The sequence below is a fragment of the Leptospira soteropolitanensis genome (assembly GCF_026151655.1).
Lineage (GTDB): Bacteria > Spirochaetota > Leptospiria > Leptospirales > Leptospiraceae > Leptospira_A > Leptospira_A soteropolitanensis.
Genome location: NZ_JAMQPN010000003.1, coordinates 99,772 through 116,426, shown reverse-complemented (window position 1 = coordinate 116,426; position 16,655 = coordinate 99,772). Strand labels below are relative to the sequence as shown.

The window sequence follows — 16,655 nt, the reverse complement described above, 5'->3', positions numbered from 1 at the left end:
TTTACTCTACCACCAATCCTTCAATAATGATCGTCCTTTGCGAGTATAAGGCACGATTGGAGGCCAAAAGTATTTGCGCACCAGTTGTTAATGTTCTAATCAAAGAATCCGTTACGTTTTCTTTGGAGTAGATTCGAAGATTAAAAATTTTCTTCGCATTAGGAAGATTTTGTTTTAGAACTTCATCTAAATTCAAACTGTCTATTGGTTGTGTATCAAATAAATACCAAGAAAGTTTAGTTTCAATGGAAAAATGTCTGTATTTTTCATCCTTTTCCATTTCAGCAGAAAAACTAATTGGTATTTTTGAATCTACAATTTCATATTGATAAGAAGCACACGAAACACCAAAAAATAAAGACACTAACAAAACATTACAATATATTTTTTTCATTTTGAACCACTCCCTGTATTCTTGGAATATATATTTCCTTTTAAATGAAGTGTATAAGGACGTAAAATTCCAAAGGTAACTAAATCATAAATACTGTCAGAGAATTCATATTCTTCGGAAATTTTTAAATCCCCAATACTTGTGTTCGGATGTTTGAGATAAATTTCTGCCAACAATTCATCCAAGGATTTATCCCGAATATTAGAAAGACCCCAAAACATATACACCCTTGTAAAAGTGATCTCAAACGAATCAATGATAGCATAACCTTCGTTTGCAGAATAACCATTGAGGCGTACTTTATGTGTGCCCCATGTTTGATAATAAGATGTGTTGGCGCATTGGAACGAAACTAACACGATACCTAATACAATCACTTGTTTCAAGATTTTCATTTTATCCTCCTTACACTATTTCTAAATATTACAATATCTTGTCTCATATTCATCCTTATTATTTTTTGGTGATTCAGGAATGGAGATACAAGCGCCAAATAACAAAAACAATGTTACTTCAAATGATTTATTATTTCCTTTGCACATCGATCCAATACCTTTAGATTTGTTACTTCAATCATGGATTCTATTTCGCTTGTACGATAAAAGCCGTAAATTTACCAATGTACACCGGTTTGCTGATAATTGGCAAGAATACTTTCCAGTATAATAGAATATTCCAAATTTACTAAAAGATTAACCAAGCCCTACATCAAGAGCCATCATTAGAACAAATCCAAACATTGCACCTAGAGTTGACATTTCCGTTTCTTTACCAGTATGAGATTCTGGAATGAGTTCCTCCACTACTACAAAAATCATAGCCCCTGCCGCAAAGGAAAGTGCGAAGGGCAGTAAACTTTCAACATAAAACACAAGGACTGCCCCTAAAAGGCCACCAATTGGTTCCACAAACCCAGAAAGCTGTCCATACCAAAAACTTTTCCTGGCACTCAATCCCTCGCGTAACAAAGGAATGGATACAGCCGCCCCTTCTGGAATATTTTGGATGCCGATACCAAAAGCAACAACCACCGCTGCCATTAGTGCTTCATATGTGAAGCCCTCACCAAGCGCCCCAAAAGCGACGCCAACTGCCAAACCTTCCGGGATATTATGAAGAGTGATTGCAAGAACTAAAAGTAAACTTCTTTGAAAGGAAGACTTCCCTCCTTCCAAACGATTTTCTTCTAAACCTACATGCAAATGAGGAAGAAGTTTATGTAATAAATACAGAGAAAGGCCTCCGGATAAAAAACCGAGACTTACATGAAACCAAGCAAGATTTCCTGCCCGTTCAGAAAGTTCAATCGATGGCAAAAGAAGTGACCAAAAACTGGCGGCAATCATGATCCCGGAAGCAAAGCCAAGCATTGCATTAAAAACAGGCCTTGGTACCGTGCGAAAGAAAAAAACAAACCCAGCACCAAAAGCCGTACAAAACCAAGTAAACCCAGTAGCAAGAAGTGCCAAAACCACTGGGTGTAATAACATAATTGAATCTAACATCTATTTGGGTGGCATCATTCCGACAAAAAGAGAACTCATTTCTTTGGCTCTCCAAAGTCCATCGGCATCTTTTTCCAAAGATACGGGTCTGAAACTTGAGGCACCGCGAGTCGCAACAAAAAGCTTCAGTTTCCCTGCTGATTCCTCACCTGAATAGGGATTGGTGAATGTTTCCACCGTTAAGGGAGAACTCGGTGTATATCCGTTAGCTGGTTCTGCACCTTTCCAATAACCATTGGATAACATTTTGTATTTATCCAGTTGCCCAAGAAGATATTTATCACCATTCCCCAAATCCATTCCATCTACTGCAGAGGGTTTTGTAGACTTCTGTCTATTTTTAGAGAGGACAGAAAGGACCACTGCTTTGGTTCCCAATTCTGGATTTTTGCCATAAATGGAAATGGCAAGGACTAACATCGCTGCTCCGCCTTCCGGTGTGGAAGCCAATTTTGATTGTAAGGATTTGAATTCTTCTACTGTCGTAGGTTCAGACGGAATACTAACAGGATTTCTCTCTGTCAGGTTTTGTGCCACAAGCGGTAAGGAGAAACAAAAGACTAACAAACTAATGAATGTTTTCATGGTCGAGAATCCTAGAATCATATGATCTGGTTTCAATCCTTTTTCTTCATTTTTTTCTTTACCAAATGACAGTGATCCGTAATCTTTTTGTATGAAAAAAATATTTCTCGTTTCTCTCTTTTTTCTTCCTTTGCTAATCACCTCACAAACATTAAAGGATGCGAAAGAATTCCAAGCCCTGTCCAAAAAAATGTGCGCAAAATCTTCTGAGTGTATGAAAGAAAAACTCAAAGACCTCCCCGCAGACCAAAGGAAAATGATCGAGTCCCAATTTGTAAATGGGAACGTCTGTGAATCTCGTTATAAAAATTACGTTGTAGACGGACAAAAACCGGCAAACAACCAACCCACTAAAAAACTTACCAAACAAGATTTGGAAGATATGAAAAAATGTGCGAAAGAAATGGCAGCCTTTTCTTGTGCCGAATTAGAAGAAGGAAAAGTTCCGGAGGCTTGCGAAAAATTCCAAGAAGAAGATTAAACAAAACAATCTACACTTCCATCCAATACGGGCTAATCTCTTCTAGCCCGTTTTTTCCTGATAATTTCAAAATCAGTCGGTCCATACCAATGGAAATTCCAGAACAATTTGGAAATCCATTTTCTAAACATCCCAAAAAATCTTCATCCATAGGAAAAACTTCCTTTCCTAATTTTAAACGTAACTTCTGTTCTTCGCTAAAACGTTTTCTCTGTTCCTTTACATCGCTCAGTTCATAAAAAGCATTGGCAAGCTCCAAACCGTCCCAATAAATTTCAAATCGTTTGGCAACACCATCGACAATTTTGGCAAGGGCAGCACATTCAGGAGGATAATCATATAAAAATACAATTCCTTCACCTAAATTTGGCTCTACTAAGTTTAAAAAAACTAAAAAGAAAAGATCCTCATATTGCCAATGGAGAAGTTCTGAAACAGGTGTATTTGAGAGTTTTTTTGACTCAATGGTTTTGATTAAATTCTCTTTTTGAAAACCATGTCCAAGATTTTGTAAAAATATTTCTTCTACGGAAAGATGTCGAATCCATTTAGGATTCAATATATTCATTTTGTCTTTTTCTCTTCCAAAAGTATAAATCAATTCTCTGAGGAATTTTTCGATAAAATAACGTAATTTCTCATCATCCATTCCTTTTGCATAAAGCTCTAACATCACAAACTCTTTAGAATGGACCCCACTTCCCATCTCGCCCGACCGGTAAGTATGAGCGAGTTCAAAGATACGATCCAATCCCGTTGCCATCATTTGTTTTAAGCTGTATTCAGGAGATGTGATAAGATAACCTTTTTCCCTACCGTTAGGGGAACGCACTTCAAACGGATCTAAATATGGTTCCATACCTACTACGGGTTTGAATGTCGGCGTATCTACCTCCAAAAACTCATTTCGCGATAGAATCTCACGTACCATTTTGAATACTTGAGATCGAAAAATAACTGTATCTTTTGAGAGAGAAATCATACCATTACCTCCAATGGCAAAAAAAACAAAATACCTGAGCGTAAGGGAAGTTCAAAACGCGTATGAAATTGTCATTTTATCTAAGGAAGTTCATCTAGAATTAGAAGAAGAATTGGATTCTGTAATGCATATGTTGTTCTTCCAAACAAGATCTCATATTCAAATGGATCTTTCCAACCTTCCCTATCTTCCCCTAACGCTTCTTACTAAACTTTTAAATATGGCTCGCGACCTACGATTAAAAAAAAGAGTTCTTGTATTACTTGGATTACCCGTTTCTAGTTATATATATTTAAAACGATTTGACCTAATTCGACTTGTTTTCCCAAGTCCGGCCATCCTTAGGGAGTCCCATCGAGATCCCAGGGGATAATTTCTAAATTCACACCCAGCTCACCTAACAAAAGCATAGTTCTTTTGTCGAGAACCACACCTTTTGTGTACTCTGAGGCAAACTCTACAGAAGCAAAAATGGTCGATTCATGATTTTCCGTGAATTCTTTTAAATCTTTTCGAACAGGTGCTAAAGTTTTAAGCAAATCCCAAATATGATCTAATACTGGGAATTCTGGTCCCAATTTAGAATTGAGCTGCCAATGACCTGAAATTGTCATATTTTCAATGTCTTTTACATCCGTTCCGTGGTAATAGTCGGGTTGGATGCCCAATTTTTCCGTCAGTTCCTGCGGCCTAAGCCTTGGTCCTGTGACGGCGAACATCGCCCACGATTTTGCTTCTCTTTGTGTTCCCGATTCCATTTTTTACTTTTTTTTTCTACTACAAGAACCAAATTGAGAAAGAACTCAAGGGAAAAACATGAAAAATATTTTGGTAATTGAGGACGATCCGGATATTGGGAACTTAATTCGGAAATCACTCGATTCTGCTCATTACACAACCTCCGTTTTTGAAAACGGCGAAGAAGGTTTGAAATTTTACAAGTCCAATCATCCTGATTTAGTGATTTTGGATTTATCTCTACCGGACATTGATGGTATGGAGATTTGCCGTAGCATCCGTAAAGCCGACGAAAGCACACCGATTTTCATTTTATCCGCAAGGACAGAAGAAATCGATCGCATCATGGGACTTGAGTTAGGCGCTGATGATTACATCACAAAACCATTTTCGGTTCGCGAACTGAAAACAAGAGTGGATGTATTCTTTCGTCGATGGGACAAAAAAATTGGAATCAAACCCAATGTGGGTCAAGCAGGAGAAATCATTCGTGGTGCTCTTAAAATTGATTCCATCCGCAGACGTGTCACTCTCAACGAAAACATCATCAATATTTCTAGGAAGGAATTTGACATCTTACAACTCTTAGCTGGTTCACCAGGGAAAGTTTTTTCAAGAGAAATGATTTTGGAATCCGTTTGGGGTGTGGAATGGGATGGATTTGAAAGGATGATTGACAGTCATATCAAACGCATTCGTTCTAAACTAGAAAAAAATTCTGCACAACCAGAATGGATCGAAACCATTTGGGGAATCGGATATCGTTTCACCGACAACTTTGAAAATATTGTGGTTCCCGACTAAACAATATGGAAGAAGTCAAAAGAGACAAAACCCTCATCGACGAAATTAAGTTGTATGAAAAAAAAGCCAAAGAAATTGAACAAAGAGCTAAGGAGAAGTATATGGAACAAGTAAGCGACATCAAACAAAAGTTAGGTAAAGCAAGTGAAGAGGCTTCTATCAAAGCAAAAGAAGTCATAGACAATGTTGGATCTTATGTAAAAGAACACCCGCAAAAAGCGGCAATCATTGGATTTGGTGTAGGTCTTGGTCTTGGACTGGCTCTTGGCTTAATTTTTAAGAAGAAATAATTGGACGAGAAACACACAAAACATCGCAAAAAAGGCGGGATCAAAGCCGCCTTTGAAGAATTAGTTGCCAAGGTCGTTGCCTATGGTGAAGTAATGGCGATTTACATTCAGAAAAATCTCCAAATTTATTTAAAAAATTTGGTCCTCTCTTCTGTTTGGATTTTCACGTCTTTTTTCCTAATCTTCTTAGGTCTTTTATACATATCATACGGTGTGTATTTAAGCATTCAAAAGTTCCTAGCAGCAGGAGACCCCATCCTTTCTAGTTTTGGAACAGGAATTGGATTTTTGATCTTTGCTATTTTCTTTTTATCACTGGTTCTTAAGAAAAAATAATTCCATGAGATTCAATCCCCTAACAGACCACGATCGGTATTTAGACAAAGATCCACGGGACATGTCCCTCACCGAACTTAGGATGCTACTTAAAATCAAACGAATGGACTTACAACTCGGATGGAATGAGTTTGAAGGAAAAATCAAATTCTGGCAACGAGTGATTCGCTCTGTTCGTGAGTCGGGAATGGTAGACCAAGTGAAAGAAGGATTCCAATCTTACTTACAAAATAAATCTCCAAAAGAATAAGGGATTCCCTACCAAAAGCCGATCTTTGTAAAAACAAACAAGGATTTCACATGGCTTCCGAAGAAATTTTAGTATTTACCACAATTGGCGATCGTGATATGGCCGAAGAACATATCTCGGAAATGTTAGAACAAGGAATCATCGTTTCAGGAACCATCTTTCCCGAAGTGGAACTTGTTTATTTATGGGAAGGGAAAATCACTGTCGATACAGAAAATAAAATCCTTCTCAAAGCAAAAGCTGACAAGTACAATGCGATCGAAGAATATATTATGAAACGTCATCCTTACATTGCACCTGAAATCATTCGTATGGATGTAAGTTTCGGAAGCCCCGCCTACAAAGCGTTTGTGGAAGATAAGATTAAAAAAAATAGCTAAGTTTGGCGCCTCGAACTATTTTCTAAAACTAACCTCTTTTATATAAACGACCGGGCGTACTCCGGGGTCCGCGTTCGCTCCCGTCTGCCTAAGGCAGACCGAGCCCTCCGTATGCCCTGGCGAAGGTTTATAGGAAAAGGGAACCTATTCTGTAATACTTATTTTTATCCAAAATTTTTTGTATTTCATTATATATAAATATTCTGATATTTACATTTTCCCATTTTCGTCTACATTTGGTAATGTAAATTTAGCTTCATCAAAGGACTATCTACCAAACTGCATCCACTTTGTATTGAGTAACAAGCGCATCCTTGGTAAGAATTGCCATCTTCTCATAGTTAGATTGACAGACCAAAATACGATCAAAAGGATCTTGATGATATTCAGGAAGGCCAACAAGCCCAAATGTATGACCCATACTAATAGTCAAGGTTTGACAATCTGTTGCAATTAATGATTCAGAAATCATTTTCTCGGGGGAAATATGTAAATTCAGTTTTCCCAAATTATATTTGATAATAATTTCCCATATACTGGCAACACTGAGGAAAAGATCAGTGTCCGCGTTTTCAACGACACGTAAAACTTTTTTCGAAAGTTTCTCTGGTTCGTATACCATCCATAAAAAAGTATGAGTATCAAGGAGATATTTCACGAATGGAATCCAGAAATAGTATCCTCGGGAAGTGGCTCAAAAAAACTTTCAGAAATTTTTAATTTACCCTGATACAATCCAATTTTGCGTTTTAACTTCTTATCTGGTGTGATTCGAACAAGTTTCACAATGGGTTTCCCTGACTTGGAAATAATCACTTCCTTGCCCTCTAAAGCTTGTACGATCAATTTCGAAAGATTTGATTTAGCATCATGAATGTTATATTCCATAACAAAAGATTAGCTAAGAAACCGGGCTAAGTCAAACCAATTTCCATTAAGCTTTCGCGGCTCCATAATATAAATTCCTTTGCAATTTTCTTGAAATAAAAAAAGTGTTGCCAAATGACTACATATCATTGATAAGTCAAATGGCTACACAATGGATTTAAGAAGAGATGTTTTTCAAGCAATTGCAGATCCCACAAGGCGAGCCATCCTCCTCCTTGTGGCCACCCAGTCTATGACAGCAGGGGCCATTGCCTCCCAGTTCGAAACCAAAAGACCCACGGTTTCTAAACATTTACAAATTTTAACTGAATGTGAATTGTTAAAAAAAGAACCTAACGGTCGTGAGATATATTACCACCTAAACCCAATTAAAATGAAAGAGATTGCCAACTTCATTGCACCTTTCCAAAAACTTTGGGAGGAGCGGTTTAACAAACTAGAAACGGTAATGAAAAGTTACCAAAAAAAACTTAAACAAAGAAAATTTAAATCAAAAGGATTTTAATATGGAACTCAAAACTAAGGTTTATGCAGAAGACGGCAAACAAGAGTTAAGGATTGAACGTGAATTTGATTTACCAACTTCTTTAGTATTTAAAGCCCACATGGAACCGGAACTTATCGAACAGTGGATGGGGAACAAAGTGCTTATGTTCGAAGCAAAAAATCATGGTAGTTGGATTTTTGAAACAAAAAATCCTGATGGCATTGTTTTATTTCGAGCCAATGGAGTTTTACTAAATATAAAGGAAAATGAAAGTTTTGTCCGCACCTTTGAAATGGAAAATACAGGTTTTCCAATACAACTTGAGTTTTTTGAATTTCAGGAGATTTCTGAAACCAAAAGTAAACTCATTATGCAGATTATTTATAAATCCGTCGAACAAAGGGACCAAATTTTAAAGATGCCATTTGCACAAGGAATCAACATGGCTCACAACAGATTAGAACAAATAATCCAAAATTAGTTTTGAGTTTTTAATTTTATGATTCGTTTAAAAATACCAACAAACAGGAATTATATTTTACTTAAGGAGAAATTAGATGTCTGAGAAAACGAAAAAAATTACTTACTGGTTTTTTACCCTATGGTTGTCACTTGGTATGGTATCAACGGCCATTGTACAATTAATTAAACTACCGGAAGAAGTAGAAAAAATTAACCAACTAGGTTATCCCACTTATTTTCTTACCCTACTCGGTGTTTGGAAATTGTTTGGTGTGATTGCAGTTCTCGTGCCAAAATTGGTTTTGTTAAAGGAATGGGCTTACGCTGGATTTTTCTTTGCGATGTCTGGAGCTGCTTTTTCCCATATAGCCTGTGGCCACGCGTTTGGTGAGATTTTTCCTTCTTTACTGCTTCTCTCTCTCACTCTGATCTCTTGGTATTTACGGCCAGAACACAGGCGCACTAATACTTAAGTCCACTTTTCATAGACATTCTTTGCCATTGGAATGAAGTTTGTATTCTTTATACCAATGGTAACATCCGTAAAAAGCAATGAGCAAAAATACAATGTATTCCAGAGTCACTAAGGGAATTTGTTTTAATGAGTAAATGATAATACAAACTATATCAACAAACACCCATAAAAACCAAGATTCCAATTTTCTTAGAGCAAGTAAAAAGTTAGCAAAAATACTTCCTACAGTTGTAAATGCATCCCAATATAAGAATTCCGGGGGTTTTATAAAAATACTGGGTAACCAGAATGGCAACCGACTCGTGATTTCTCCCAGAAAAAAAGTTCCGAGAAGAATGACTATTACAAGAAACAAAGTTTTTGATTTTCCCAATGATTGAATTTTTATATAAGCACCTGTTCTTTTCCGCCAAACCAACCAACCATAAACACTAGATCCAAAAAAATAAATTTGTAATAACATATCTGAATAAAGTTGGATTTGAAAAAATAAAAAGAAAAAACAAGTAGAAGTTAAGATCCCAAAAGGCCAAGTTAGGATATGATTCCTGGATGCTAAATAAACACAAAAAAGTCCTGTGCTTGTGCCGAGAAGTTCGATAAGACTGATCGGGTTGCCGAAAAAAGAGAAAATCTGAAGTTCTTTTGAAAAGAATAAGGATAAATCAAACATACTGAGACATTAAATTAGAAGGCTTCGGATTCTTTTATTAAATCCTAAAAAAATCTTCCTTGAATCCCTTTTCTCCTAACCACTTACTTTGCAAAAGATTATATCCTACAATTTCAAAATCGCGAGAAATCCACTTTCTGTATTTTTTTTTTGATCTAGAAAAAGCATAAGGGTCGGTGAATTTCATTTCTTCTTTCATGACCGCATAGTCTTCATTAGTTGGAACAGTGAAGTATAAATAGTTACAATATTTCGCCATTTTTTCCAGAACATTGGGAATCATAGAATCTGGTAAGTATTGGATCACTGAATTACAAATTCCGAGTTCTACTGGATCCTTTTCCAATTTGGGGAGCTTTAGAGTTTCTAAAGATTCGTGATAAATATGGAACTTATCAGATTTTTTGACCCAATCTTTTTTCTTTAGGTCTTCGTAGGCTTCTTTGGAAGCATCCACCGCATATACCTTAACAGGAGAAAAAGTTTTTACCATCTCTCGGAGTAAAATAGCTTTTCCAAACCCAAAATCAGCCATTCTGTAAACAGGAATCTCCATTAACTGAAAGAGTGATTTCAGATATTCGGCATGTTGTTTGGCATTATAAGAACCATCAACATCTAGACCATTTCCATATATATCTGACCAATAAGTACCATCGAATTTTTTACCATTTTTGCCGAGGCCAAAGTTTTTTCTATTTAAGAATCCCTTCACTAAAATTGAACCCCTAGGCTTTGTAATTCTTTAATCATTTCTTTAATATACTTTGGTTCCATTTTGAGCTGTTGGACTTCCTTTTCATAGGCCTTTGTAACCATTTGATTATCTAGTTTAACTCGTTTTAGATATTTACCCAACGATTCCTTACTAATCTTTTTTTCTGAAAAATCTGCCATAAGAGGATGAGAAAAAAATCTTTGACGTATGGAATCCTCAAGTTCGCGAATCTTAGTTTTAATGATTCCAATAAAACGTTTGATAGAGGTATCATGAAAAGAAACGTCCGTTTGTTGGTTTGGCAATAATTCATCCACTTGCAATTTAATTTCTAATATCTCTGCGATATTCATATTATCTCTCGCACTAGAAAGTTTAGTCATTAGTTTAGATTTTCGCTCTCGTAATATCGGATCTTGTTCTTTGTCAGGATGGATGAGTTTAGCTAAATTTTTGAATAAAGTGTTAATGTCTGTACTTAACAAACGTTCTGCTTCTAATTGTTTTTTCTCTCTTTCGGTTTGCGCTTTTGTTTTTTTGCGTTCCCCGGAATGGGTACGAGACCTATTGAAGTATTCTGAGCGATACTCTTCATATTTCTCGCGAAACTCTCTATACTTTTCTTCGTGTGATTCTCTTTCTTCTTCTGAATCAAACGTAGTACGATTCATGTCATCCAAATCAATATCAATCCCAAATGTATTTTTGATTCTTGATTCCATTTGGTTTTTATACCGAATCCGCTCCATCTTTTCGAATTTAGTTTCTAATTGATCACGATAAATTCCGTAAAAACCTGTATCTTCCATCATTGAATCGTTACAAATATCCAAAAGATACCTACGCAAAAATTCTCTCTGCATTTTTCCAAAAGAGAGTTTTTCTTCCAATAGGATTGAGCACATAAGTGCAAATCGTTCCCTTTCTAACTTTTTCTGTTTTTCTAATTCAGGCAAAACCTCTTGTAAATAAGTTTCATTTACAAGTTGGAATAAAGGCTCAATTTCCTTGGAACGCTCTAAAGTTTCTTTATGTTTACGAAAGGCATCGTTAAACTCTTTTTGAGCTTTCGTTTGGTTGGAAGAAACTCCCGTCCAGACTAGAGTTTCCTCTGTTTCTAGATTTAGTTTGGATTTTTGTTTTGGCATTTATGAAAAAGGGAATCGCCAGATAACCCGTATCTGGCGATCGTTTGAGACTTTATTTGTAATTTACGCTTTCATCAAATTCAAAGCAGCACCTGCCTTGAACCATTCGATTTGTTGCGCATTGTAAGTATGGTTCACAGAAATTTCATCCTTCTTCCCATCCTTATGATTGAGAACAAGAGTGAGTGGTTTTCCTTCTGCAAAACTTGTAAGGCCCACAATATCAATCACATCATCCTCTTGGATTTTATCGTAGTCTTCTTTGTTTGCAAAAGTAAGTGCTAACATCCCTTGTTTTTTCAAGTTTGTTTCGTGAATCCGTGCAAAGGATTTTACAAGAACCGCTCTTACACCTAAATGCCTTGGTTCCATCGCAGCATGTTCCCTTGAAGAACCTTCACCGTAGTTTTCGTCCCCGACTACAATCGATCCAATCCCTTGGGCTTTATAAGCTCTTTGAGTTTGCGGAACTGGTTCGTAGTTTCCGGTGAGTTGGTTTTTCACTTCATTGGTTTTTCCGTTAAAGATGTTCGTTGCACCGATAAGAAGGTTATTGGAAATATTATCCAAGTGACCACGGAATTTCAGCCAAGGACCTGCCATAGAAATATGGTCCGTTGTACATTTTCCTTTGGCTTTGATGAGGAGTTTTAGACCTTTAAGGTCTGTTCCTTCCCACGCTTTGAATGGAGCAAGAAGTTGTAATCGAGTCGATGCTGGATCAACAATGACTTGTACCCCAGACCCATCTGCCGCAGGAGCAACAAAACCAGCATCTTCGACCGCAAAACCTTTGTTAGGGAGTTCCTCGCCTGTTGGCGGATCTAACTTTACCTGTTCACCCTTTTCGTTGGTTAAAGTATCTGTGAGTGGATTGAATCCTAAGTCCCCCGCAATCGCAAGAGCGGTTGTAATTTCAGGAGAAGCCACAAAGGCATAAGTATTCGGATTTCCATCTTGTCGGGCTTGGAAGTTACGATTGAAGGAATGAACGATTGTGTTCTTTTCCTTTTTTTCTGCTCCTACCCGCGACCACATTCCAATACATGGCCCACAAGCATTAGAGAAAACTTTGGCTCCAATTTTATGGAAGGAATCAATGAAACCGTCTCTTTGAATGGTGTATCGAACCAATTCCGATCCTGGAGTGATGGTAAATTCCGCTTTGGTTTTTAAACCTTTTGCCGCCACTTGTTTGGCAAGGGAAGCTGCTCTTGAAATATCCTCATAAGAAGAGTTCGTACAAGAACCGATGAGGCCCACTTCTACTTTGAGGGGCCAACCGTTTTTGGCAGCCTCTTCTTTCATTTTGGAAATAGGAGTGGCAAGATCTGGAGTGAATGGACCATTCACGTATGGTTCTAATGTATTCAGATCAATTTCAATGACTTGGTCAAAGTATTTAGAAGGATCAGCATACACTTCTGGATCAGCAGTAAGGTGTGCTTTGTATTTGTTAGCAAGATCCGCCACATCACTTCTGTTAGTGGACCTTAAGTATCTTTCCATAGACTCGTCGTAACCAAAAGTAGAAGTGGTGGCACCAATTTCTGCTCCCATGTTACAAATGGTTCCTTTACCAGTACAAGAAAGGGCTTCTGCACCAGGACCAAAATATTCGACAATCGCACCTGTCCCACCTTTTACAGTAAGGATCCCAGCTACTTTTAAAATAACATCTTTTGCCGATGTCCAACCGTTTAACTTTCCTGTGAGTTTAACACCAATTGCTTTGGGCCACTTAAGTTCCCAAGGAAGGCCTGCCATCACATCACAAGCGTCAGCACCACCAACACCGATCGCAACCATTCCAAGTCCACCAGCATTTACTGTATGAGAATCGGTTCCAATCATCATCCCACCAGGGAAAGCATAGTTTTCTAAAACCACTTGGTGGATGATACCAGCACCTGGTTTCCAAAATCCAATACCATATTTATTAGAAACGGAGGATAAAAAATCATAAACTTCTTTGTTTTCTTTGACAGCAACACCTAGATCCACACCAGATTCGTCTTTTGCTGTAATTAAGTGGTCACAATGAACGGTGGAGGGAACCGCTACTTTTTTACGACCTGCTTGCATAAATTGGAGAAGTGCCATCTGCGCTGTTGCATCTTGCATGGCTACACGATCTGGTGCAAAATCTACATAGTCAGCACCGCGACCAAAACTTTTGGACGGGTTCCCATCCCAAAGGTGGTTGTATAAAATCTTTTCTGTAAGTGTGAGGGGTCGACCCACTACCTTCCTGGCTTGTGCGATGGCCGCTTCCATTTTGGAATAACGTGCCGCAATCATTTCTATATCAAATGCCATCTGAACCTCTTATACCTATCAGACCGCAGGAAAAAAGGGAATCAATCGAAAATTAAACTACAAGTGCTAAAATCAGTAAATTTGGGTCCTTAGTGAGAACCAGTATCTTTTTTAGCCGTCGATACGGACATAAACTTCATCCGCTTTGAGGATGAGGCCTGATTTGATTTCAATCAGCCTGGTATTGACAAAAACTCCATCTTGGTATGGTGTCACAATTCCCGTAATGATAACGTCCAGTTTCAAAACATCACCTATTTTGCGCAAGGTGGCAGTGTCTGTAGGAGAATCAAGTCCAAGTCCTGCTTCCTTTAAAACCTTTTGGTTGGCCAGTCGGTCTAAAATCTGAAACCTGTCTTTTTTCACTAGTTCTGTCGTGAGTTTCTCTGCTAGGATTTCGCCGTATGGACTTTTTTTACCGTCATGGTCTAAAAAAGTTAAAACGACAAGTCTTTGAGGCTGAAAATAAAAACCCTTTTCGGAAAGAGAAACTGCGAGTTGTTCGAGAGGGGGAACTGTTTTTTTTTGAGGTTTTGACTCTCTTTCTTCCCCCAAATAACATGCGCTAACGTTAAACAAAACAAATATAAAAACGATTTTTTTAAAAAGCAAGTTCCATCCCAAGTGAGGTAACATATTCATAAAACGATTTTCCATTAAACCCATTCCCATACATATAACCACCAGGAACCCCAATTAGCATACCGTCTTTGTAAAATTGGTTCTGAAAATTAAGAAAAAAAGTAGTTTTCAGTTTGCCAGGATGTTTCCCTCGAAAAGAGGCTGAAAAAGTTTCTGGAGATCTACCATTTTGATCTTTAATATGCAATAAAGGATCATTGAAGACATTAAAAATCTGATTCCCTACATAAAGTGAATAACTTTTCGAAGAACCTAAAAAGAAGATAAGTCCGAGAGATGCATTGTCCTGTGCCGAACCAAATCCAAATTGGCCCTGAGGAACAGTACCTGGCCTTGGATTTACGTAATTGTATTTTAGATTTAATTGGATTTTGTCACTACCGAAAAAAAAAGAAAATTTACCACCTTCTGCTCCATAGGCCGCAACTGGATTTTCTGTTTTTACATTGTATACAGCTGTTTGGACTTTCAGAAATTGCGAGGGATTGAAACTTCCTTGGTATTCATAAGATTGTCTTGGATCATATAACGACCGCTTATTGGCTTCTAATTGACGAAAGATGAGCGATGCCGATGGATGAACTGGACCCGCAAGAGAGGACTGAGAAAGAGACGGCTCTCCACTTAACTTTGCATCCCAAACTAAAGTTGCCTGAGGAGAAAAATCAAAATCCAACTTGGAACCAGTAATGGCAAATGGATTCCATTGAGAGGTATTTTGTATCTCTTTTTTCGAACCAGATAAAGGACTTGAAGGAAGGAACTTAAGATTACTCTTATATTCAGAAGATCGTCCATTCTCAACATTTGTTTCATAACCCAAACTTACTTGGCGTGAAAAACCATCATCCAACTTACGCAAGTTCGACGATTCAGATTCTCGCATATTAGAGTCTTTTAAGGGCGCAATAAAAACAACCCCCAGAAGACCTAAACCTGAGAATAAGGAAACAAATACCGAAGATTTCGGGGAGTACATAGAGAAACTATGAAACATATTTCCTAAATTCCGATGAATGTAAATCTATTTTTGGAAAAGGAACATTGAATCCCCGTAAGAATAAAAACGAAACCCGTTCTGTAGTGCATACCGATAAGCATCCAACACAAGTTGAGTATTTGCAAATGCACTCACGAGTAACAAAAGGCTGGACTTAGGTAGATGAAAATTAGTGATCAGGCCTTGTACTGATTGGATATTGTCACCGGGCGACAAAAAGATGTCAGTTTGACTTGATCCTACCTTATATTTCTTTAATTGAGAATCAAATACAGTTTCCAAAACACGCAGTGTCGTGGTTCCCACTGCGATAATCCGCCTTCCCTCCTTTCTTGCACCGTTTAACTTTGATGCTGTGGATTCAGGAACAAAGTATTTTTCCTTGTGTAAGGTTTTTGTTGCCCACTGTTCAGAAGTAAGTGGACGAAATGTCCCATAACCAATCTGTAATTCTACAGGAACGAACTCTGCTCCCATTTTATAGAGATTCCCTTTGAGTTCTTCGGTAAAATGCAAACCTGCCGTTGGTGCGGCAACGGATCCTGAACGATTTGCAAAAATAGTCTGGTATCGAATCTTATCTTCTTCTGTCACATTTCGTTTTAAGTAAGGAGGAATTGGTATATTTCCAAAAATTCCAAAATCAGAATCAGAAATGGAACTTTCGGAAAATAAAATGGAAAGTTCTTCGTTGGGTCCTTGGTAAGAAAATTGGTAGCTCTTAAAGCCCACGGGGAAAAGTTTATCACCTAACTTAAGTTTTGCCCTATTTTTTAGGATACATAACCAACTTTGTTCAGAAGGATCCACTGGTTCCAAAAAAATCGACTCATGAATGCGCCCCGATTCTGTTTGTAAATATACGCGACGAGAAGATACTTTTGTCTCATTATAAACAAAAACATCTCCTGGACGAACTAGTGCCTGGATGTCTCGAAACAAAGGTGCTTCCCAGTACTTTGATTGTCCTATGTCAACAACCAAAAGTCGAGACTCATCTCGATTTTCTAAGGGAAATTTGGCAATTTGTTCATCGGGAAGGTGGAAGTCGTATTCCTGTAAAAAATCCATTTTTGTATAGCCTTGGGAAAACCTTGT

General features: G+C 37.7%; 26 protein-coding genes. 11 read left to right on the top strand and 15 right to left on the bottom strand.

Features of this window, described 5'->3' with window-relative positions; genetic code table 11:
* Position 1 precedes the first annotated feature (1 nt).
* Complete coding sequence (locus ND811_RS09025; protein WP_265351693.1) at positions 2 to 394, bottom strand: hypothetical protein; 393 nt, start codon at positions 392 to 394, stop codon at positions 2 to 4.
* A complete protein-coding gene (locus ND811_RS09020) occupies positions 391 to 789 on the bottom strand; it encodes a hypothetical protein (protein WP_265351694.1) in 399 nt (132 codons plus the stop codon). Before ND811_RS09020 ends, ND811_RS09025 begins: the two co-directional genes overlap by 4 nt.
* A 79-nt stretch (positions 790 to 868) precedes the next feature.
* Here ND811_RS09020 and ND811_RS09015 point away from each other — a divergent pair, with 79 nt between their 5' ends.
* Entirely contained in the window at positions 869 to 1,060 is a 192-nt protein-coding gene (locus ND811_RS09015; RefSeq protein WP_265351695.1) for a hypothetical protein, read from the top strand.
* Positions 1,061 to 1,086: 26 nt separating this feature from the next.
* Here the strand turns inward: ND811_RS09015 and ND811_RS09010 are convergent, their stop codons facing one another.
* Both ND811_RS09010 and ND811_RS09005 read right to left on the bottom strand, forming a co-directional pair.
* The gene (locus ND811_RS09010) at positions 1,087 to 1,899 is read right to left on the bottom strand and encodes a ZIP family metal transporter (protein ID WP_265351696.1); all 813 of its coding nucleotides are present in this window, start codon (positions 1,897 to 1,899) and stop codon (positions 1,087 to 1,089) included.
* Entirely contained in the window at positions 1,900 to 2,484 is a 585-nt protein-coding gene (locus ND811_RS09005; protein ID WP_265351697.1) for a DUF6935 domain-containing protein, read from the bottom strand.
* Between the two features lie 91 nt (positions 2,485 to 2,575).
* On the opposite strand from ND811_RS09005, the gene ND811_RS09000 reads away from it, so the two are divergent.
* Complete coding sequence (locus tag ND811_RS09000) at positions 2,576 to 2,965, top strand: LA_2478/LA_2722/LA_4182 family protein (RefSeq protein WP_265351698.1); 390 nt, start codon at positions 2,576 to 2,578, stop codon at positions 2,963 to 2,965.
* Between the two features lie 10 nt (positions 2,966 to 2,975).
* On the opposite strand, the gene ND811_RS08995 is transcribed toward ND811_RS09000, so the two are convergent.
* Positions 2,976 to 3,947, bottom strand: a complete 972-nt coding sequence (locus ND811_RS08995) for an amino acid--tRNA ligase-related protein (protein WP_265351699.1) — start codon at positions 3,945 to 3,947, stop codon at positions 2,976 to 2,978.
* A gap of 13 nt (positions 3,948 to 3,960) precedes the next feature.
* Here ND811_RS08995 and ND811_RS08990 point away from each other — a divergent pair, with 13 nt between their 5' ends.
* On the top strand, positions 3,961 to 4,320 hold the full coding sequence (locus ND811_RS08990) for a hypothetical protein (protein ID WP_265351700.1): 360 nt from the start codon (positions 3,961 to 3,963) through the stop codon (positions 4,318 to 4,320).
* Here the strand turns inward: ND811_RS08990 and ND811_RS08985 are convergent.
* Positions 4,289 to 4,705 (bottom strand): DUF4279 domain-containing protein, encoded by a 417-nt coding sequence (locus ND811_RS08985; protein WP_265351701.1) that lies wholly within the window; start codon positions 4,703 to 4,705, stop codon positions 4,289 to 4,291. The genes ND811_RS08990 and ND811_RS08985 overlap by 32 nt on opposite strands.
* A 58-nt stretch (positions 4,706 to 4,763) precedes the next feature.
* Here ND811_RS08985 and ND811_RS08980 point away from each other — a divergent pair, with 58 nt between their 5' ends.
* The 5 genes from ND811_RS08980 to cutA are packed head-to-tail and all read left to right on the top strand — an operon-like array spanning position 4,764 to position 6,745.
* Entirely contained in the window at positions 4,764 to 5,489 is a 726-nt protein-coding gene (locus tag ND811_RS08980; RefSeq protein ID WP_002975764.1) for a response regulator transcription factor, read from the top strand.
* Between the two features lie 5 nt (positions 5,490 to 5,494).
* A complete protein-coding gene (locus ND811_RS08975; protein WP_265351702.1) occupies positions 5,495 to 5,779 on the top strand; it encodes a hypothetical protein in 285 nt (94 codons plus the stop codon).
* Positions 5,780 to 6,115 carry an LBF_4227 family protein gene (locus ND811_RS08970; protein ID WP_265351703.1) on the top strand — a complete coding sequence of 112 codons (336 nt, stop codon included), beginning with the start codon at positions 5,780 to 5,782 and terminating at the stop codon, positions 6,113 to 6,115.
* A gap of 4 nt (positions 6,116 to 6,119) precedes the next feature.
* Positions 6,120 to 6,365 carry a hypothetical protein gene (locus ND811_RS08965; RefSeq protein WP_265351704.1) on the top strand — a complete coding sequence of 82 codons (246 nt, stop codon included), beginning with the start codon at positions 6,120 to 6,122 and terminating at the stop codon, positions 6,363 to 6,365.
* Positions 6,366 to 6,415: 50 nt separating this feature from the next.
* The gene (gene cutA, locus ND811_RS08960) at positions 6,416 to 6,745 is read left to right on the top strand and encodes a divalent-cation tolerance protein CutA (RefSeq protein WP_265351705.1); all 330 of its coding nucleotides are present in this window, start codon (positions 6,416 to 6,418) and stop codon (positions 6,743 to 6,745) included.
* A 271-nt stretch (positions 6,746 to 7,016) separates the two neighbouring features.
* Here the strand turns inward: cutA and ND811_RS08955 are convergent, their stop codons facing one another.
* Positions 7,017 to 7,403, bottom strand: coding sequence for a type II toxin-antitoxin system VapC family toxin (locus tag ND811_RS08955; RefSeq protein WP_265351706.1), 387 nt, complete (start codon positions 7,401 to 7,403; stop codon positions 7,017 to 7,019).
* Positions 7,400 to 7,633, bottom strand: coding sequence for a type II toxin-antitoxin system Phd/YefM family antitoxin (locus ND811_RS08950; protein ID WP_265351707.1), 234 nt, complete (start codon positions 7,631 to 7,633; stop codon positions 7,400 to 7,402). Before ND811_RS08950 ends, ND811_RS08955 begins: the two co-directional genes overlap by 4 nt.
* Positions 7,634 to 7,784: 151 nt before the next feature.
* Between ND811_RS08950 and ND811_RS08945 the strand changes: the two genes are divergently transcribed.
* The 3 genes from ND811_RS08945 (at position 7,785) to ND811_RS08935 (ending at position 9,055) form a co-directional block, all read left to right on the top strand.
* Positions 7,785 to 8,138 (top strand): ArsR/SmtB family transcription factor, encoded by a 354-nt coding sequence (locus tag ND811_RS08945; protein WP_265351708.1) that lies wholly within the window; start codon positions 7,785 to 7,787, stop codon positions 8,136 to 8,138.
* 1 nt (position 8,139) lies between these two features.
* Positions 8,140 to 8,601 (top strand): SRPBCC family protein, encoded by a 462-nt coding sequence (locus ND811_RS08940; RefSeq protein ID WP_265351709.1) that lies wholly within the window; start codon positions 8,140 to 8,142, stop codon positions 8,599 to 8,601.
* A gap of 76 nt (positions 8,602 to 8,677) precedes the next feature.
* Positions 8,678 to 9,055 (top strand): DoxX family protein, encoded by a 378-nt coding sequence (locus ND811_RS08935; protein ID WP_265351710.1) that lies wholly within the window; start codon positions 8,678 to 8,680, stop codon positions 9,053 to 9,055.
* Positions 9,056 to 9,064: 9 nt separating this feature from the next.
* On the opposite strand, the gene pnuC is transcribed toward ND811_RS08935, so the two are convergent.
* The 7 genes from pnuC to queA all read right to left on the bottom strand — a co-directional run bounded on the left by pnuC (position 9,065) and on the right by queA (position 16,628).
* Positions 9,065 to 9,730 (bottom strand): nicotinamide riboside transporter PnuC, encoded by a 666-nt coding sequence (pnuC, locus tag ND811_RS08930; protein ID WP_265351711.1) that lies wholly within the window; start codon positions 9,728 to 9,730, stop codon positions 9,065 to 9,067.
* Between the two features lie 37 nt (positions 9,731 to 9,767).
* Complete coding sequence (locus ND811_RS08925; protein ID WP_265351712.1) at positions 9,768 to 10,445, bottom strand: class I SAM-dependent methyltransferase; 678 nt, start codon at positions 10,443 to 10,445, stop codon at positions 9,768 to 9,770.
* Positions 10,445 to 11,596, bottom strand: coding sequence for a hypothetical protein (locus ND811_RS08920; RefSeq protein WP_265351713.1), 1,152 nt, complete (start codon positions 11,594 to 11,596; stop codon positions 10,445 to 10,447). Before ND811_RS08920 ends, ND811_RS08925 begins: the two co-directional genes overlap by 1 nt.
* Positions 11,597 to 11,659: 63 nt before the next feature.
* Positions 11,660 to 13,915: an aconitate hydratase gene (locus ND811_RS08915; RefSeq protein ID WP_265351714.1), complete on the bottom strand. Its 2,256-nt coding sequence runs from the start codon at positions 13,913 to 13,915 to the stop codon at positions 11,660 to 11,662.
* 111 nt (positions 13,916 to 14,026) lie between these two features.
* Positions 14,027 to 14,557, bottom strand: coding sequence for a FlgO family outer membrane protein (locus ND811_RS08910; RefSeq protein ID WP_265361158.1), 531 nt, complete (start codon positions 14,555 to 14,557; stop codon positions 14,027 to 14,029).
* Positions 14,517 to 15,536 carry a hypothetical protein gene (locus tag ND811_RS08905; RefSeq protein ID WP_407658886.1) on the bottom strand — a complete coding sequence of 340 codons (1,020 nt, stop codon included), beginning with the start codon at positions 15,534 to 15,536 and terminating at the stop codon, positions 14,517 to 14,519. Before ND811_RS08905 ends, ND811_RS08910 begins: the two co-directional genes overlap by 41 nt.
* A 45-nt stretch (positions 15,537 to 15,581) precedes the next feature.
* Complete coding sequence (queA, locus tag ND811_RS08900) at positions 15,582 to 16,628, bottom strand: tRNA preQ1(34) S-adenosylmethionine ribosyltransferase-isomerase QueA (protein WP_265351717.1); 1,047 nt, start codon at positions 16,626 to 16,628, stop codon at positions 15,582 to 15,584.
* Between the last annotated feature and the right edge of the window lie 27 nt (positions 16,629 to 16,655).

Bases quoted from the DNA above. Each gene is read 5' to 3' on its own strand.
- ND811_RS08990 (WP_265351700.1), top strand. From the start codon at position 3,961: ATGGCAAAAAAAACAAAATACCTGAGCGTAAGGGAAGTTCAAAACGCG.
- ND811_RS08975 (WP_265351702.1), top strand. From the start codon at position 5,495: ATGGAAGAAGTCAAAAGAGACAAAACCCTCATCGACGAAATTAAGTTG.
- ND811_RS09015 (WP_265351695.1), top strand. From the start codon at position 869: ATGGAGATACAAGCGCCAAATAACAAAAACAATGTTACTTCAAATGAT.
- ND811_RS08995 (WP_265351699.1), bottom strand. From the start codon at position 3,947: ATGATTTCTCTCTCAAAAGATACAGTTATTTTTCGATCTCAAGTATTC.
- queA (WP_265351717.1), bottom strand. From the start codon at position 16,628: ATGGATTTTTTACAGGAATACGACTTCCACCTTCCCGATGAACAAATT.
- cutA (WP_265351705.1), top strand. From the start codon at position 6,416: ATGGCTTCCGAAGAAATTTTAGTATTTACCACAATTGGCGATCGTGAT.
- ND811_RS09010 (WP_265351696.1), bottom strand. From the start codon at position 1,899: ATGTTAGATTCAATTATGTTATTACACCCAGTGGTTTTGGCACTTCTT.
- ND811_RS08980 (WP_002975764.1), top strand. From the start codon at position 4,764: ATGAAAAATATTTTGGTAATTGAGGACGATCCGGATATTGGGAACTTA.
- ND811_RS08950 (WP_265351707.1), bottom strand. From the start codon at position 7,633: ATGGAATATAACATTCATGATGCTAAATCAAATCTTTCGAAATTGATC.
- ND811_RS08905 (WP_407658886.1), bottom strand. From the start codon at position 15,536: ATGTACTCCCCGAAATCTTCGGTATTTGTTTCCTTATTCTCAGGTTTA.
- ND811_RS08945 (WP_265351708.1), top strand. From the start codon at position 7,785: ATGGATTTAAGAAGAGATGTTTTTCAAGCAATTGCAGATCCCACAAGG.
- ND811_RS08985 (WP_265351701.1), bottom strand. From the start codon at position 4,705: ATGGAATCGGGAACACAAAGAGAAGCAAAATCGTGGGCGATGTTCGCC.
- ND811_RS08920 (WP_265351713.1), bottom strand. From the start codon at position 11,596: ATGCCAAAACAAAAATCCAAACTAAATCTAGAAACAGAGGAAACTCTA.
- ND811_RS08910 (WP_265361158.1), bottom strand. From the start codon at position 14,557: ATGAATATGTTACCTCACTTGGGATGGAACTTGCTTTTTAAAAAAATC.
- ND811_RS09000 (WP_265351698.1), top strand. From the start codon at position 2,576: ATGAAAAAAATATTTCTCGTTTCTCTCTTTTTTCTTCCTTTGCTAATC.
- ND811_RS09005 (WP_265351697.1), bottom strand. From the start codon at position 2,484: ATGAAAACATTCATTAGTTTGTTAGTCTTTTGTTTCTCCTTACCGCTT.
- ND811_RS09020 (WP_265351694.1), bottom strand. From the start codon at position 789: ATGAAAATCTTGAAACAAGTGATTGTATTAGGTATCGTGTTAGTTTCG.
- ND811_RS08915 (WP_265351714.1), bottom strand. From the start codon at position 13,915: ATGGCATTTGATATAGAAATGATTGCGGCACGTTATTCCAAAATGGAA.
- ND811_RS08935 (WP_265351710.1), top strand. From the start codon at position 8,678: ATGTCTGAGAAAACGAAAAAAATTACTTACTGGTTTTTTACCCTATGG.
- ND811_RS08940 (WP_265351709.1), top strand. From the start codon at position 8,140: ATGGAACTCAAAACTAAGGTTTATGCAGAAGACGGCAAACAAGAGTTA.
- ND811_RS09025 (WP_265351693.1), bottom strand. From the start codon at position 394: ATGAAAAAAATATATTGTAATGTTTTGTTAGTGTCTTTATTTTTTGGT.
- ND811_RS08965 (WP_265351704.1), top strand. From the start codon at position 6,120: ATGAGATTCAATCCCCTAACAGACCACGATCGGTATTTAGACAAAGAT.
- pnuC (WP_265351711.1), bottom strand. From the start codon at position 9,730: ATGTTTGATTTATCCTTATTCTTTTCAAAAGAACTTCAGATTTTCTCT.